13 protein-coding genes are annotated in these 15,331 nt (G+C 58.4%); 10 read left to right on the top strand and 3 right to left on the bottom strand.

Annotation, left to right across the window (positions count from 1 at the left end):
• Nucleotides 1–452 precede the first annotated feature (452 nt).
• Nucleotides 453–1,940 carry a S10 family serine carboxypeptidase-like protein gene (locus BM074_RS06780; RefSeq protein ID WP_175498917.1) on the bottom strand — a complete coding sequence of 496 codons (1,488 nt, stop codon included), beginning with the start codon at nucleotides 1,938–1,940 and terminating at the stop codon, nucleotides 453–455.
• Nucleotides 1,941–2,480: 540 nt separating this feature from the next.
• Entirely contained in the window at nucleotides 2,481–3,641 is a 1,161-nt protein-coding gene (locus tag BM074_RS06775) for a zinc metalloprotease HtpX (RefSeq protein ID WP_091920651.1), read from the bottom strand.
• Between the two features lie 254 nt (nucleotides 3,642–3,895).
• Here BM074_RS06775 and dnaK point away from each other — a divergent pair, with 254 nt between their 5' ends.
• From dnaK to BM074_RS06725, 10 genes are all read left to right on the top strand, one after another.
• The gene (gene dnaK, locus BM074_RS06770; RefSeq protein WP_091920649.1) at nucleotides 3,896–5,818 is read left to right on the top strand and encodes a molecular chaperone DnaK; all 1,923 of its coding nucleotides are present in this window, start codon (nucleotides 3,896–3,898) and stop codon (nucleotides 5,816–5,818) included.
• Nucleotides 5,819–6,045: 227 nt separating this feature from the next.
• Nucleotides 6,046–6,816 (top strand): coiled-coil domain-containing protein, encoded by a 771-nt coding sequence (locus BM074_RS06765; RefSeq protein WP_091920647.1) that lies wholly within the window; start codon nucleotides 6,046–6,048, stop codon nucleotides 6,814–6,816.
• Nucleotides 6,817–6,824: 8 nt separating this feature from the next.
• Complete coding sequence (locus tag BM074_RS06760; RefSeq protein WP_091920645.1) at nucleotides 6,825–7,373, top strand: hypothetical protein; 549 nt, start codon at nucleotides 6,825–6,827, stop codon at nucleotides 7,371–7,373.
• Nucleotides 7,374–7,640: 267 nt separating this feature from the next.
• On the top strand, nucleotides 7,641–8,768 hold the full coding sequence (dnaJ, locus tag BM074_RS06755) for a molecular chaperone DnaJ (protein WP_027230874.1): 1,128 nt from the start codon (nucleotides 7,641–7,643) through the stop codon (nucleotides 8,766–8,768).
• A gap of 84 nt (nucleotides 8,769–8,852) precedes the next feature.
• The gene (gene pmtA / locus BM074_RS06750; RefSeq protein ID WP_027230873.1) at nucleotides 8,853–9,449 is read left to right on the top strand and encodes a phospholipid N-methyltransferase PmtA; all 597 of its coding nucleotides are present in this window, start codon (nucleotides 8,853–8,855) and stop codon (nucleotides 9,447–9,449) included.
• A gap of 46 nt (nucleotides 9,450–9,495) precedes the next feature.
• Nucleotides 9,496–10,080: an NADPH-dependent FMN reductase gene (locus BM074_RS06745; protein ID WP_091920643.1), complete on the top strand. Its 585-nt coding sequence runs from the start codon at nucleotides 9,496–9,498 to the stop codon at nucleotides 10,078–10,080.
• A 92-nt stretch (nucleotides 10,081–10,172) separates the two neighbouring features.
• On the top strand, nucleotides 10,173–10,871 hold the full coding sequence (gene pyrF / locus BM074_RS06740) for an orotidine-5'-phosphate decarboxylase (protein WP_091921538.1): 699 nt from the start codon (nucleotides 10,173–10,175) through the stop codon (nucleotides 10,869–10,871).
• Between the two features lie 23 nt (nucleotides 10,872–10,894).
• On the top strand, nucleotides 10,895–11,191 hold the full coding sequence (locus BM074_RS06735) for a DUF1330 domain-containing protein (RefSeq protein WP_027230871.1): 297 nt from the start codon (nucleotides 10,895–10,897) through the stop codon (nucleotides 11,189–11,191).
• A gap of 164 nt (nucleotides 11,192–11,355) precedes the next feature.
• Nucleotides 11,356–12,636, top strand: a complete 1,281-nt coding sequence (locus BM074_RS06730) for a polyhydroxyalkanoate depolymerase (protein WP_091920642.1) — start codon at nucleotides 11,356–11,358, stop codon at nucleotides 12,634–12,636.
• 318 nt (nucleotides 12,637–12,954) lie between these two features.
• A complete protein-coding gene (locus tag BM074_RS06725; RefSeq protein ID WP_027230869.1) occupies nucleotides 12,955–13,569 on the top strand; it encodes a transglutaminase-like cysteine peptidase in 615 nt (204 codons plus the stop codon).
• Between the two features lie 184 nt (nucleotides 13,570–13,753).
• Here BM074_RS06725 and BM074_RS06720 read toward each other — a convergent pair whose 3' ends face one another.
• Nucleotides 13,754–15,286 carry a YifB family Mg chelatase-like AAA ATPase gene (locus tag BM074_RS06720; RefSeq protein WP_091920640.1) on the bottom strand — a complete coding sequence of 511 codons (1,533 nt, stop codon included), beginning with the start codon at nucleotides 15,284–15,286 and terminating at the stop codon, nucleotides 13,754–13,756.
• Between the last annotated feature and the right edge of the window lie 45 nt (nucleotides 15,287–15,331).

Genomic DNA, 15,331 nt, shown 5'->3' with positions numbered 1-15,331 from the left:
CAGCAGATGAAATATGTGATGACAATTCGACCAAAGTCGCGATCTGAATGTTTTTTAGGCAAAAGAGTAAGCTATTTAGGGAAGGTTCTCTGACCTACCAATAGACCGCTGCGGGTGACATGGACTCGCGGGTCGCCGTCCGGCGTATAAAGGCTTGCAGCGCAAGCCTCGCAGTCGGCATCCTTGTCGGCAACGACCGGATGCGTCGCCTGCGTATTGATGAGTGACAGGATCTCAAGGTTGTTGGAGTTCCAGCGTCCCTATTGCTGGCCAATCTGCGGGACTGATCGCGGGCGGGTGCGAATATGCTCCTGCGGCTCAAGCGCCAGTTTGACGAGAATGTCGTCCGGCATCTTTTCGCCGCGCGCCGTAGCTGAACGTTTCGGCGCGCTGCATGCAAACCGGCGGTCGCGCCGCCGGTTTTCATCTTGTTTGCCGCTTAGGCCCAGATTCTAGTTTTGTGAGGCAACGGTCGTTGCTGGTTGCGCCATGTAGAACTCGTCCAGCGCTTTCTTCATCGGTCCCCGCGCCGCCTCCGTATAGTACATCATGTGCCCTCCCTCGAATACTTTCACTGGTACGATTTTGTCGAGCCCGGCATATTTCAATAGCGACTCGGTTTCCAGGAATGTCGTTACTATGTCGTAGTAGCCATGAATGACAAGCATCTTCAATTTGGGATCGAGCTTGAGTGCCTGCGCTATTTCAACGACACCGCCCCTCAAATGATCTTTATAACTGAACATACCGGCACCTTTGATGCCCCTGTCATCGATTGCGCAATCGCAAATATTTGTGAAATATTTATTTTCGTTGAAGTAATTGACGTATGCTGGAAGCATAGTACTGAGGTAATTACCGAAGATCGGCACTTCAAAGAGGTTTACGTCGTAATCGTCGGCTTTGGTTCGCATGTCGTAAAGGCCTCCGCCAAGTCCTGGGACTCTGACGGGTATATCGCCATAGTTCGAGAACGCTTCTTCCACCGTCAGGGAAGGATCGCCGAAAATATTCCGTAGTTCGGTCAATGTTGACTCCGCCAAAGCAAGTACCTCAGGAGTTTTAGGCTGATAAGCAAGCGGCAAGCCGCTCTTTCCTCCAGTTTTCGGTACTTTTTCCTTCTTGTTATACTGCACGAATGTGGGGGCGAAGCGTTCCGCGAAGAACACGCGCAGATAGTCGGCATATTCTTCCAGGGTGCGTTTGCCGCGCCAGCTCTTCGCTGGACCCAGAAAATAATCGACCGCCATGGCTTTGGTGGGCAAGGTCAAATAGCAATCGGGAATATTGAACAATTTGCATTCGTCGCCCGTTAGCGACGGCGAGTGAAAGACGATGCCGGTGAGCAGTTTCGTCGGTCGGCCGGAAAGATCGGGCTCGTAAAGACTGGTACCCGCGTCTTCTATGAGCGCGCCGGCATAGGCGACCCGCGATCCGCCCCAGGATTCCCCGTAAAGGTATTTGGGCGAACTCTGCCGGCTGTTCTTGCTGACATAGCGTGCAACAAAATCGCGAACTATCTCCGCGTCGGGAGTGGGGGCGTAGAATTCTTCTTTCTTGTGCGGAGCTATCGCTTCGGAAAAACCTGTGCCGACGGGGTCAACGAAGACCAGATCGGTCTGGTCGAGCAGCGTATCCGAAGTGTCGATAAGCGGAAATTTCAGGTCCTTCTTAAGTTTCGGAAGATTGGGCGTGTCCATTTTGAAGCGTTTCGGTGCCCACGAAGCAGCATGCAAAAACAGCGCGGGAAACCCTGGTCCACCATTGAAGAAGAAAGTGACGGGGCGGTTTTCAGGAGGCAGGTCATCCCGCGTATAGGACACATAGAAAATCGCAGCTTTCGCGTCTTTCTTGTCAGGATTTTTTGGGTCCTTCGGCGCATAGGCGATATAGTGACCGGCCTTGGCGGTAAACCAGACCGTCTTGCCATTGATCGTCATCGAGTGACGCATCGAGGATGGCGTTTCGTCGACCGGCGCCGTCGCGGTCGCAGGATGGTCCTTTTGGTGGAATGCATAATCCGCCGGTGCAACCAGTGCATAGGCTTCTTCGTCGAGACCCGCTCCCTTCAGAGCTTCCACGGCCTCGTAGGGCCTGCCTGCCTTCATCAATTCTGCGGCCTTAAGCCGAGCGGCGGCGCCTGGGTCGACCGTCACGTCCGGGGGGATCAGCGCCACCGGTGCAGCGGGTTCCGGCGAGACTGCTTCAGTGGTTTCTGGCGGCGCTGCCGGAGGCGATGCCTCAAAGGTTCCAGCCGAGGATACTTCGGCGGGAAGTGCTGCACCTGCCGGGGCCGGGTTATCGGAATTGTCGCAGGCAGCGAGGGCTAAAAGTGGAAAAAGGTAAAGTATTTTTAAGTTCATTTGAATTCCCCTATGAAAAGGCAAATTCAGCAGATGAAAACCGTGGTGACAATTGAACCAAAGTCGCGGTCTGGATGTTTTTTCAGCAAAAGCAGAGTTTATTTTGGGGGGAGGTACCTACCAATAAACCCCGCCGCGGGTGACATGGACTCGCGGATCGCCGTCGGGGGTATAAAGGCTTGCGGCGCAGGCCTCGCAGTCGGCATCCTTGTCGGCAACGACCGGATGCGTCGCCTGCGTATTGATGAGTGACAGGATCTCAAGGTTGTTGGAGTTCCAGCGGCCATACTGCTGGCCAATCTGCGGGACTGATCGCGGGCGGGTGCGAATATGCTCCTGCGGCTCAAGCGCCAGTTTGATGAGAATGTCGTCTCGCATCTTTTCGCCCCGCGCCACAACCGCGCAGGCATCCTTCAAGGCCTGCAACCGCGCCACCCGCGCTTCGGTCAGCGGGTGCGTGCGCAGGACCGAGGGATCGGGTATGCGCCCGCCTGGCAGGATCAGGCTTTCCCAAACCTTGCCTTGCGCCTTTTCGAGCTTCGTCAGCGCATGGGCGAGGCCTTCAGGATCGCCGGTGAGCATGGCGGCACCGAGATCGGCATTAAATTCGCGGGTACGCGAAAGCGCCATTTGCAGGAGGCCGCCGACCGTCGGAGCCACCAGCAGCACCAGAACCCCAAGCCAGGGTATCTGCGGCGTCGATCCGCTGGCGAGCCAGGTAATATTGAAAAGCAGCGAGACAATGCCGATCGTCGACATCAGCGACGTGAAGCGGGAGACCGTGTCGGCAAGCGCCATGACCCGCAAATCTTCATTGCGGATATGGCTTATTTCGTGGGCGAGAACGCCGGTAAGTTCGCGCGCGGTCAGGGTCCTGACCAACTGATCGGTAACAGCGACGACCGCCGTTTCTCTGGAGCCGACGGCAAAGGCGTTCATCATCCTCGAGGGGATGACGTGGAGCTTCGGCACGGCTGCAAGTCCGGCCCGGCGGGCGAGTTCCTCGACGATTGCCAAACCTTGCGGAAATTCCGAACGGGTGACGCGCCGCGCCTTGTACATGGCAAGCACCATTTGCGGGCTGATGCGCCTGATCGCATAAAGGCTGATGCCGCCGAAGACGAGGGCATAGGCAATGCCTGCCGGCCCTGCCAGGGTCCAGGCACAGGCGATCAGCAGCGCAAGGCTGCCTGCGAGCAGCAGCCAGGTGTGCAGCATGTTGATCAATTGGCTGCGGCGATGCTCGGGAATATGGGGGTGGAGCGCGCTTTCGGTCATCCTCGAAATATGGGGTCATCGCCGGATTTGGGCAATAGAGCGCCCCAGACCCGGTTTTTACGACTCTTTTGCAACATTTCCCCCGACAAATGCTGTAGCTTAGAACTTGCATGGCAAATTTACCCTTCTTATATAGCCCCCAACAATGTAAGTACCGCTCGCCTCGGCGGTCCCCTATTGTTGAAACCCCCTAGGGGCTGCTGAATGGAATGCTCGGCAGAGGTCCCAGCAGCCTGCTGAATGGAGATGAAGTAATGGCAAAAGTTATCGGTATTGATTTGGGAACGACCAATTCCTGCGTCGCCGTCATGGATGGCAAGAACGCGAAGGTCATTGAAAATGCGGAAGGCGCACGCACGACGCCATCCATCGTTGCATTTACGGATAGCGACGAACGCCTCGTTGGCCAGCCGGCCAAGCGCCAGGCTGTCACCAATCCGGAAGGCACCGTCTTTGCGGTCAAGCGCCTCATCGGCCGCCGCTTCGACGATCCGACCGTCGAAAAGGACAAGAAGCTCGTCCCCTATCACATTGTGAAGGGCGACAATGGCGATGCCTGGGTTGAAGTTCACGGCAAGAAATATTCGCCGTCGCAGATTTCCGCGATGGTCCTGCAGAAGATGAAGGAAACCGCCGAAGCCTATCTCGGCGAGAAGGTCGAGAAAGCCGTCATCACGGTTCCGGCCTACTTCAACGATGCCCAGCGTCAGGCGACCAAGGATGCCGGCAAGATCGCCGGTCTTGAAGTCCTGCGCATCATCAACGAGCCGACTGCGGCCGCTCTCGCTTATGGGCTTGACAAGAAGGAAGGCAAGACGATTGCCGTATACGATCTTGGCGGCGGCACGTTCGACGTGTCGATTCTCGAGATCGGCGACGGCGTCTTCGAAGTAAAGTCGACCAATGGCGATACGTTCCTCGGCGGTGAAGACTTCGACATGCGTCTGGTCGAATATTTCGCAGCCGAGTTCAAGAAGGAACAGGGCATCGACCTGAAAAACGACAAACTCGCGCTGCAGCGCCTCAAGGAAGCCGCTGAAAAGGCGAAGATCGAACTTTCGTCGGCACAGCAGACGGAAATCAACCTGCCGTTCATCACCGCCGATGCGACGGGTCCGAAGCATCTGACGATGAAGCTGTCGCGCGCCAAGTTCGAAAGCCTCGTCGACGATCTGGTCCAGCGCACGGTCGAGCCCTGCAAGTCCGCGCTCAAGGATGCCGGCCTCAAGGCTGGTGAGATCGATGAAGTGGTTCTCGTCGGCGGCATGACCCGCATGCCGAAGATCCAGGAAATCGTCAAAGCCTTCTTCGGCAAGGAACCCCATAAGGGCGTCAATCCAGACGAAGTGGTCGCAATGGGCGCCGCCATTCAGGCCGGTGTTCTCCAGGGCGACGTCAAGGACGTGCTCCTGCTCGACGTCACGCCGCTTTCGCTCGGCATAGAAACGCTGGGCGGTGTTTTCACCCGTCTGATCGAGCGCAACACGACGATCCCGACGAAGAAGTCGCAGACTTTCTCCACGGCCGAGGACAATCAGTCCGCCGTGACGATCCGCGTCTTCCAGGGCGAGCGCGAAATGGCTGCCGACAACAAGGCGCTTGGCCAGTTCGATCTCGTTGGCATTCCGCCAGCGCCGCGCGGCGTTCCGCAGATCGAGGTCACGTTCGACATCGACGCCAACGGTATCGTCAACGTTTCGGCCAAGGACAAGGGCACCGGCAAGGAGCACCAGATCCGCATCCAGGCATCCGGTGGCCTCTCCGACGCCGACATCGAGAAGATGGTGAAGGATGCCGAAGCCAATGCCGAGAGCGACAAGAAGCGTCGCGAGGCTGTCGAGGCGAAGAACCAGGCGGAAGCTCTGGTCCATTCAACCGAAAAGTCGCTGAAGGACTATGGCGACAAGGTTTCGGCTGAGGACAAGGGCGCCATCGAGACCGCGCTTGCCGATCTGAAATCTGTAATCGAAGGCGATGACGCCGAAGTCATCAAGGCAAAGACCCAGACTCTTGCCGAAGCTTCGATGAAGCTTGGCCAGGCAATGTACGAAGCCTCGCAGGCTGCGGAAGCAGCTGAAGGCGCCGCGGGCGCCGAGGCAGCGGCCAAGGCCGACGACGATGTGGTCGACGCCGATTTCGAAGAGATCGACGAGGACGGCAAGAAGAAGTCTGCCTGACGCCTTCTAAAGAACACACGGAAAAGCCCGGCCTTCGTGCCGGGCTTTTTGTTTGCCGGGTTAGACTTTCGCTCAATTGAGAGCCGAGGAAAATAGGGCTATCACGCCTATTCAATCGGTTGAATTGCTACTGGGAGGGGCAATCGAACCGGGGCCCGTATTTCGGACCCTTGCCCTCCAAGCTATTTCAGCAGGATTCATCGTTGAATCATTGGAGGAAAGTCATTTTGAAAAAGACATTTATCACCGCCCTTCTTGGGTGCACGATGCTCGCCGGCTGCAACAACGGCGACGACAAGGCCACCACCGGGAACGATCAGGGCACATTCGCTTCCCAGATCGAGACGCTGAACACCACCAACGCTGCACTGACAGCACAGGTCGGCGAGCTTAAAGCTGCCAATCAAGGTGCCTCGGACGTTGCAGTCGGGTTGTCCGCGCTTGCTGTCGAGGTAAGCGCGCTGAAGGACGCCAACCTCAAGGCTTCGACTGAGATTGCCGGGTTGTCATCGGAGGTGGGTAACCTGCAAAAAGCGGACAAAGTCGCCGACGCTGCGACGAGTGCGCTTGCCGATCAGCTCAACGATCAAAAGAATACCAGTGAGAAGAATGCGAATTCGCTGGCCGAACTGGCTCGCCAGATCAGCGAACTGCAAGCAGGCGGCAAGATGACCACTGCGTCGCTCGCTGATCTTGCAAAGCAGATCGGCGATGTGAAGACGCAGCAATCGACCTCCGTGACGACGATCGCTGCCCTTTCCAAGCAACTCGATGACTTGAAGGCTGGAACGGCAGCCACGACCACAAGCGTCAAAGAGTTGCAGGGCGCGCTGTCGTCGCTGTCGCAGATCGTCAAGACCGTGAAGCTTGAGACCATGCAGCCGCATATCGCGGATCTGCAGGCTGAACTCGGGAAGATAACCCTTCCCAATGGGGTACCGGCACCAACGACCTCCCGACGTCGATCACCCAGGACAGCAAGGTTCCGAACCCGCTGAAATCGCTGTTGCCGGTCGGCAACTACGACGTCACCGCGAGTACGGCAGATAAAAAGGATGCCATTTTCGATCGTACTTCCGGCACCGCATGGACCAGTAAAGGCGCGGGCTGGATCGAGGCGGCGAAAAAAGCGCCGACAATGATCGATGCCGTATCGCTCTACACCCTGTCGTCATCGACTGATGCGACGAAGGACCCGACGGGATGGATACTGAAAGGTTCGAATGACGGTTTGGTGTGGGTGACGCTCGACACCCGCGAAGGCCAGGGCTTCGCGTGGCGCCGGCAGACCCGTCCGTTCGCGCTGAAGGCGCCGGCTTACTACGCCAAGTATCGGCTGGAGTTCACCGGAACCAACGACGTCTCGATTGCAGAGCTCGAGTTGCTTGGCGCGACAGACGTTTCGGCCGCCCCGACGACCGCATCAACCCCAGTTCCGACGCCTCCCGTGGCACCCACGCCGCCCTCGACCTCTGGAGGCTCGACCTCGTCTGCCGGAGGCGCGGGTGGGGGGCTCGCCGATTCCGGAAAGCTCGACGGCCGGCCTCTCCGTTGATTTCAATGCGCCATTGCGACGCGGCGAAACTCTTGTGAATGAAACGAGACGAGCCCGGCCATTGCGCCGGGCTTTCTCGCCCTTGCGAAGAAAATCAAAAGCAAGGGGGAGATCCTGCCACATTCCCGCGATAATCCGCGAATATGCGGCATTTCTTGCGAATCAATGTAAGTTGGCTATGGCATTCACGGCGGCGAACACCTAAATACCGGCATTAAACAAGCTTCTTAAAGAAGCGTACGCGATTTTCACGGAACGAGTGTCTGGATGAAGGCTGACTATTACGAAACCCTCGGCGTTACGAAAGGCGCTGATGAGAAAGAGCTCAAGAGCGCTTTCCGTAAGCTGGCAATGCAATTTCACCCCGACAAGAATCCGGGAGACGCAGCCGCCGAACACCGATTCAAGGAAATTGGCGAGGCCTACGAGACCCTGAAAGACCCGCAGAAGCGAGCAGCTTACGACCGCTTTGGTCATGCGGCCTTCGAGCATGGCGGCATGAATGGCGGTGGTGGCTTCGGCGGCGCCGGTGGTTTTGCCGATATTTTTGAAGATATTTTTGGCGAGATGATGGGCGGCGGACGTCAGCGCCGCTCCGGCGGCCGCGAGCGTGGCGCCGATCTGCGCTACAATATGGAGATCACGCTCGAGGAAGCCTATACCGGCAAGACGGCGCAAATCCGGGTTCCAACCTCGATCACCTGCGACGAATGCTCGGGTACAGGTGCAAAAGTCGGCACATCGCCCGTCACCTGCAGCACCTGCAGCGGTTCTGGCCGCGTGCGCGCTGCTCAAGGGTTCTTCTCGATCGAGCGCACCTGCCCGACATGCCATGGCCGTGGCCAGATCATCAAGGATCCATGCACCAAATGCTCAGGCCAGGGCCGCGTTACCGAAGAACGCGCGCTTTCCGTCAACATTCCAGCCGGCATCGAGGATGGCACCCGCATTCGCCTGACCGGCGAGGGCGAAGCCGGATTGCGTGGCGGACCGGCGGGCGATCTTTATATTTTCCTCTCGCTGAAGCCGCATGAGTTTTTCCAGCGCGACGGTGCCGATCTCTATTGCAAGGTGCCGATTTCGATGACGACTGCCGCGCTTGGCGGGCAGATCGAAGTTGCGACGCTGGACGGTACGCAGACGCGGGTCAAGATTCCCGATGGTACGCAAAATGCCAAGCAGTTCCGCCTCAAGGGCAAGGGCATGCCGGTGCTGCGCCAGCCTGCCATGGGCGATCTCTACATCCAGATGGCCATTGAAACGCCGCAGAATCTCAACAAGCGCCAGCGCGAGTTGCTCGAAGAGTTCGAGCGCATTTCATCGCAGGATAACAGCCCGCAATCGTCAGGCTTCTTTGCCCGCATGAAAGAGTTCTTCGAAAGTCTAAGCGAGTAGTTTTATTGGATCTTTTCCCGTTGGCGGCCTTGCTTCCGTCACGTGTTGCGGCATAAACTTGTCTAACTGCGACGGAGGATGAGCATGTCGAGACCTTTGGGGAAGAAGCTGGCCGAGAAGTTCGGCGAGGAAATCCGGTTCTTCAAGGGTTGGATGCATGGTCCCAAGGCGGTGGGTTCGATTCTTCCAACGAGTTCGATCACTGCCCGGCGCATGGCGAGCGTCGTCAATCCGCATTCCGGGCTTCCCGTGCTCGAACTCGGCCCCGGCACAGGGGTAATCACCCGGGCTATTCTCAGTCGCGGCGTCGCCCCGGCCAACCTTTATAGCGTCGAATACTCGTCGGATTTTGCCGAGCATCTGCGCGAGGATTTCCCTGGCGTCAACATCATCGAAGGCGATGCGTTCGATCTCGACACCACGCTGGGCGAGAAGCGCGACCAGAAATTCGATAGCGTCATCTCGGCGGTTCCACTCTTGAATTTCCCCGTAAGTGACCGCGTTGCCATCGTCGAGGATCTGCTGCGGCGTATTCCGCACGGGCGGCCCGTCGTCCAGATTACCTATGGGCCGCTTTCGCCGGTGCCCGCCGGGCGCGGCAACTACAAGATTGAGCATCTCGATTTCATTATCCGCAACGTGCCGCCGGCACGGCTCTGGGTCTACCGCAGGGTCGATTGACTCCGCTTAATTGCGCTGCGCTGCCATTTCGATATAGAGGGTTTGAATGCTGCCGAAGATTCTGGTGTTCGCCGGGTCGAACCGTACGGGTGCCTACAGCAAGAAGGTAGCAAACGCTGCGGTCAAGACATTGGCCGAACTCGGCGCCGATGTGACGCTTATTGCGCTTTTCGATTATCCCTTGCCGTTGATGGATGAGGATCTCGAAGAGAAAAAGGGAATACCTGACAATGCCATGAAGCTTGGCCGGCTCTTCGCCGCTCATGATGGCATGCTGATTGCCTCGCCTGAGTACAATTCTTCCATTCCGCCGCTTCTCAAGAATACCATCGACTGGGTCAGCCGTATTTCGAAGGATGGCGACAAGCCGCTCAAGCCCTATTCCGGCAAGGTCGTCGGACTTTGCTCTTCATCCGAGGGCAATTTCGGCGGTGCACGCGGGCTCTATCATTTGCGATCGGTCCTGATGAATGTCGGGACGCAGATCATCACGGAACAATGCTCGGTGATCCATGCCCATGAAGCCTTCGCCGAGGATGGATCGTTTCGCAACGAGCGCACGGCAAAGTCGATGGAACGGGTCTGCCAATCGTTGATCGACCATACGCGCTTTGCCAAATCCCGCGCATAGTCGGCGTTTTGCGGCCGCTCGCGGCAATATCTGTTTTCAATCGGCTGCATCTGTGCCAATGGGATGCGATCAAACAAAAAGGGATGATTGTCATGACGGATGCGGCTTTGCGCGAGCGCCTGATCGTCGGCCTTGACGTGCCGACGCTCGACGTCGCCGAAGAGGTGATCAGCGAACTCGGCGATACGGTTTCATACTACAAGATCGGCTATCAGCTCGCCTTCGCCGGCGGGCTTGGTCTGGCCAGCGAACTTGCCCGTTCCGGCAAGAAAGTCTTTCTCGACATGAAACTTCTCGACATCGACAACACGGTGGCGAAGGCCGTTGAGAATATCGTTAAAATGGGCGTGTCGATGCTGACGCTGCATGCCTATCCGAAAGCCATGCGGGCCGCCGTCGAGGCAGCGCGGGGATCCGACCTTTGCTTGCTCGGCGTGACAGTGTTGACCTCGATGGACCAGCAGGATCTCGTCAATGCCGGCTATGAGCACGACCCGCATACGCTGGTGCTGATCCGGGCCGAACAGGCATTCAACGCCGGCATGGGCGGGATCGTTTGCGCGGCGCCGGAGGCCGAGGCTGTGCGCAAGGTCGTCGGTCCAAAGCTTGCCATCGTCACGCCGGGCATTCGCCAGGCAGGTTCCGCCGCAGACGATCAGAAGCGTGTGATGACGCCGGCAGACGCCCTGCGCGCCGGGGCGAGCCACCTTGTGGTCAGCCGCCCCATTGTCGGCGCGGGCGATCGCCGTGCGGCAGCGGAAGAGATTCTGGCTGAAATGGCCAAGGCATAATTGGACATCAAAGGAGCGAGAAAATGCCCAAGGGATACTGGATCGCGCGGATGGATGTAAAAGACCCGGAACGCTACAAGGACTATATCGCCACAGCGAAACCTGCGTTCGAGAAATATGGCGCCAATTTCCTGGCGCGCGGCGGCGCCTATCACGTGCTCGAAGGGCAGGCGCGCGGACGCAACGTTGTCATCGAGTTTCCCTCGCTCCAGGCCGCGCTCGATTGCTATAATTCGCCGGAATACCAAGCTGCCAAGGCTATCCGCCTGACAGTCGCCGAGGGTGAGATGCTGCTGGTCGAAGGCGCCGAAGCCGGCTAACTGCGGCTACGCCTTTCGATGCGAACATTTTTCTGTTCTCTCATACCTTTGTTGCATTGCAATAGCGGTAAAACCAGCTACGGTCACTGACCCGTCAAGAACATTTTCATATGTGGGCGTCATTGTTCTTGAATTGCAGCTGTGGTGATTGATCGGAAAGTGGAATGTTTTACCAACTTTATGAACTCAACCATGCCGCGCTTCAGCCTTACAGGGCTTTCGCCGATGCCACCAAGCTGTTCTACGATAACCCGCTCAATCCATTGTCCCAGACGGTAGTCGGGCGCTCCATCGCGGCGATGTGTGAGCTCTTCGAGCGCACCACCCGTGCCTACGGCAAGCCGGCATTCGGCCTGCCTACCACGGTGGTTGACGGAGTTGAGACCGACGTCAAAGAGAAGATCGTCTGGAAGAAGCCGTTCTGCAACCTCATCCATTTCAAGCGCGCCCTGCCGGCAAAGCGTGCCGCCGATCCGAGGATCCTGATTGTTGCGCCCATGTCCGGCCACTATGCGACGCTGCTGCGCGGTACCGTCGAAGCGCTTCTGCCGCATGCGGAGGTCTATATCACCGATTGGGTGGACGCCCGCACCGTTTCGCTCACTGACGGCAAGTTCGATCTCGACGACTATATCGATTACGTCATCGAGATGTTCCATGCGTTGGGCGAAGATACGCACGTGGTTGCGGTGTGCCAGCCTTCCGTACCGGTGCTTGCCGCCGTTTCGGTCATGGAAGCCAATGGCGACCGTTTCGCGCCTTCGAGCATGACGCTGATGGGTGGGCCAATCGATACCCGCAAGAATCCGACGGTGGTCAACAAACTCGCCGAGGAAAAGGGCATCGACTGGTTCCGCGACAATGTCGTCATGTCGGTTCCCTGGCCGCATGCGGGCTTTATGCGTGAGGTCTATCCCGGTTTCCTGCAGCTTTCAGGCTTCATGAGCATGAATCTCGACCGCCATATCACGGCGCACAAGGAATTCTTCATGCATCTCGTGAAGGAGGATGGCGACTCGGCAGACAAGCACCGCGAATTCTACGATGAATATATGGCGGTGATGGATTTGACGGCCGAGTTCTACCTGCAGACCGTCGATACCGTATTCGTCCGTCACGCCCTGCCAAAGGGCGAGATGACCCACCGCGGCATCCTTGTCGATCCATCCGCCATTCGCAATGTGGCGCTGCTTACGGTGGAAGGCGAAAATGACGATATCTCCGGCGTAGGTCAGACCAAGGCAGCTCAGACCCTCTGCGTGAATATCCCCAAAGAGATGCGCATGCATTACCTGCAGCCGAAGGTTGGGCACTACGGCGTGTTCAACGGTTCGCGCTTCCGTGCCGAAATTGCACCACGAATCGTCAAATTCGTTAACGATCACGCACGCGTGAACCGCCGGACGAGCAACGTTACGCCGATCGGCAAGCGCGCGGCGGGCTAGAACCTTCGGTCTAGCCTCAGGCAGTGGAGACACAGATCGATTAGTCTGTTCCACGGAAAGAGTGCGAGAAATAATTGTTGTTTTTCAGTGGTTTGAGCAGCGGCTTCGGGCTTCGCCCACAAGGTATGTTGCTTCGGAAGTCATAGAGTTTCGCAGCAATTCCACGTCGGCGCATATCAATCGAACGTGGGGATAGGCGGCTTCTCAAATTTTAACCATATATTAACAATGGCAAGACCGTGGCGCCATTGTGATTGACTCATGTCCCGTCCGGCCATTAACGTTTTGTTAACGAAGGCTGCTGGTGTGGAGTAGGGCATGTTCGGAATGGGGCGGGTTTTGAAGTCGATGGGGATCGCGGCAGCGCTCTTCACGGCCGCATTTGGGGCAAACTCCGCCTCGGCGTCTGAAGCGTTCATGACCACCGGTGGCCTCACCTCACAACCAATCGGTCATTACGAGTTGTGCAAGCGTATGCCGGAAGAATGCTCGATCCGTAGCCGCAATATCATGCCCGAAAAGATGAGCCACGATTTCTGGCAGTTGATCGTCAACGTCAACAGCGACGTGAACCAGAAGATCAAACCGCTCACCGACAAGGAAATTTACGGGGTCGAGGAATACTGGGCCTATCCGGACAAGGTCGGCGATTGCGAAGACTATGTGCTCCTGAAGCGCCGCGACCTGATGCAGCAGGGCATCTCGCCCGCCAATCTGCTGATCACCGTTGTCCGCAAGCCTGATGGCGAGGGTCATGCAGTCCTGACCGTGCGCACCGACAAGGGTGATTTCGTTCTCGATAACCTCGTTGACGGTGTGAAGAACTGGTCGGAGACCGAGTACACCTACCTGAAGCGCCAGGCGACCAACAATACCGGGCGCTGGGTCAGCATCGAAGCTCCGTCCAACATCCTCGTCGGTTCGGTCCAGTAACCGGGCGAGTCCGCGAAACTCGAACTGCCGGACCAAGGGTCCGGCAGTTTTCATTTGCGCCGTCCTTACCTAGGATTCTCGCACCAGAAAGGCGCGGCGGTCGCGCCTGATAAACGTTTCCGCATCTTTCGTGCTGACGCAGGCAAGACGCTACCTGGCTACCCTCAGCAATTCTGCCTCGATCTCACGCTGGCTCGCCCATCCTGTCGGCGATCATGCGATAGGAGATTGCTTCGGCAAGGTGAATGCGCCCGACCGTTTCCTGGCCGTCTAGGTCGGCCAGCGTGCGCGCAACCTTCAGCACACGGTGATAGGCGCGGGCCGAGAATCGCATCTGCTCGCTTGCCTGGTGCAGCAGCGCCATGCCGGAAGCATCGGGTGCGGCGACCGTTTCGATCAGCGCGACGGAGGAATGCGCATTCGTCGTGATCGAGGGAGCGCCGAGTTCTTCGTAGCGCCGCTTTTGAACGGCGCGCGCCCGTGCGACCCGCGCCGCCACTGTGACGCTCGCTTCCGACGCAGCCGGGCGGATGAGATCGCTCGCGCTCACTGAAGGCACGTCGATCCTGATGTCGATGCGGTCGAGCAGCGGCCCGGAAAGACGCGCCTGATAGTCCTGGCGGCAGCGCGGGCCACGCGCACATTGATGGCCGGGCTCGCCCGCCATGCCGCAACGGCAGGGATTCATCGCCGCTACCAGCTGGATCTGTGCCGGATAGACGATGCGGTGGTTGGCGCGCGCGATCAGGCATTCGCCGGTCTCCAGGGGCTGGCGCAGCGAATCGAGGACCTGCGGCGTGAATTCCGGGAACTCATCGAGGAAGAGAACGCCGTGATGGGCGAGCGAGACCTCACCGGGCCGGGCACGGACGCCGCCTCCGACCATCGCCGCCATAGAGGCTGAGTGATGCGGGGCGCGGAACGGACGCCGGTCGGTAAGCTTGCCGCCGAGAAGTTCGCCGGCGATCGACGCGATCATCGACACGTCCAGCAGTTCGCGCGGCAGGAGCGGCGGCAGGATCGACGGGAGCCGTTGCGCCAGCATGGATTTGCCGGAACCAGGCGGCCCGGCCATCAGGAGATTGTGCCCTCCAGCCGCCGCGACTTCGAGCGCGCGCCTGGCGCTTTCCTGTCCGCGGATGTCTGCAAGATCGGGCAGGCCGGTCGCGCTCGTCTGCATGGCCGGCTCGGGCCGGGAGAGAACCTGTGTGCCGCGAAAATGGTTGGCGAGGGCAATGAGGCTGCGCGGCGCAAGGATATCGATTTCGGGTCCTGCCCAGGCGGCCTCAGGTCCACACGGGGCCGGGCATATCAGCCCCCGGTCCTGGCGGTTGGCGGCGATGGCCGCAGGGAGAACCCCCGCCACATGCGTGATGGTGCCGTCGAGCGAGAGTTCGCCAAGGACGACATAGGATTGCAGCACATCGGCGGGGATGGCGCCGAGCCCGGCCATCAACCCCACGGCGATGGGAAGATCGTAGTGACTGCCTTCCTTGGGAAGGTCCGCCGGCGCGAGATTGACGGTCACCTTCTTCACCGGCATCGACAACCCGGATGCATGCAAGGCGGCTTGGACCCGCTCACGGCTTTCAGCGACAGCCTTATCCGGGAGGCCGACAATATGCATGCCCATCTTGCCGGGCGCGATCATGACCTGCACATCGACGGGCTGCGCATCGATACCCTGGAAGGCGACCGTCCGAATGCGGGTGACCATGATTTCGTCCTTGAAAATGCGGGCATGAAAAGAGCTGAGTGCAAT

It is taken from the genome of Phyllobacterium sp. CL33Tsu, assembly GCF_900113985.1.
Taxonomy (GTDB): Bacteria; Pseudomonadota; Alphaproteobacteria; order Rhizobiales; family Rhizobiaceae; genus Phyllobacterium; species Phyllobacterium pellucidum.
The sequence above is the reverse complement of the archived record's forward strand: the minus strand, read 5'-3'. Positions and strand labels throughout refer to the sequence as shown.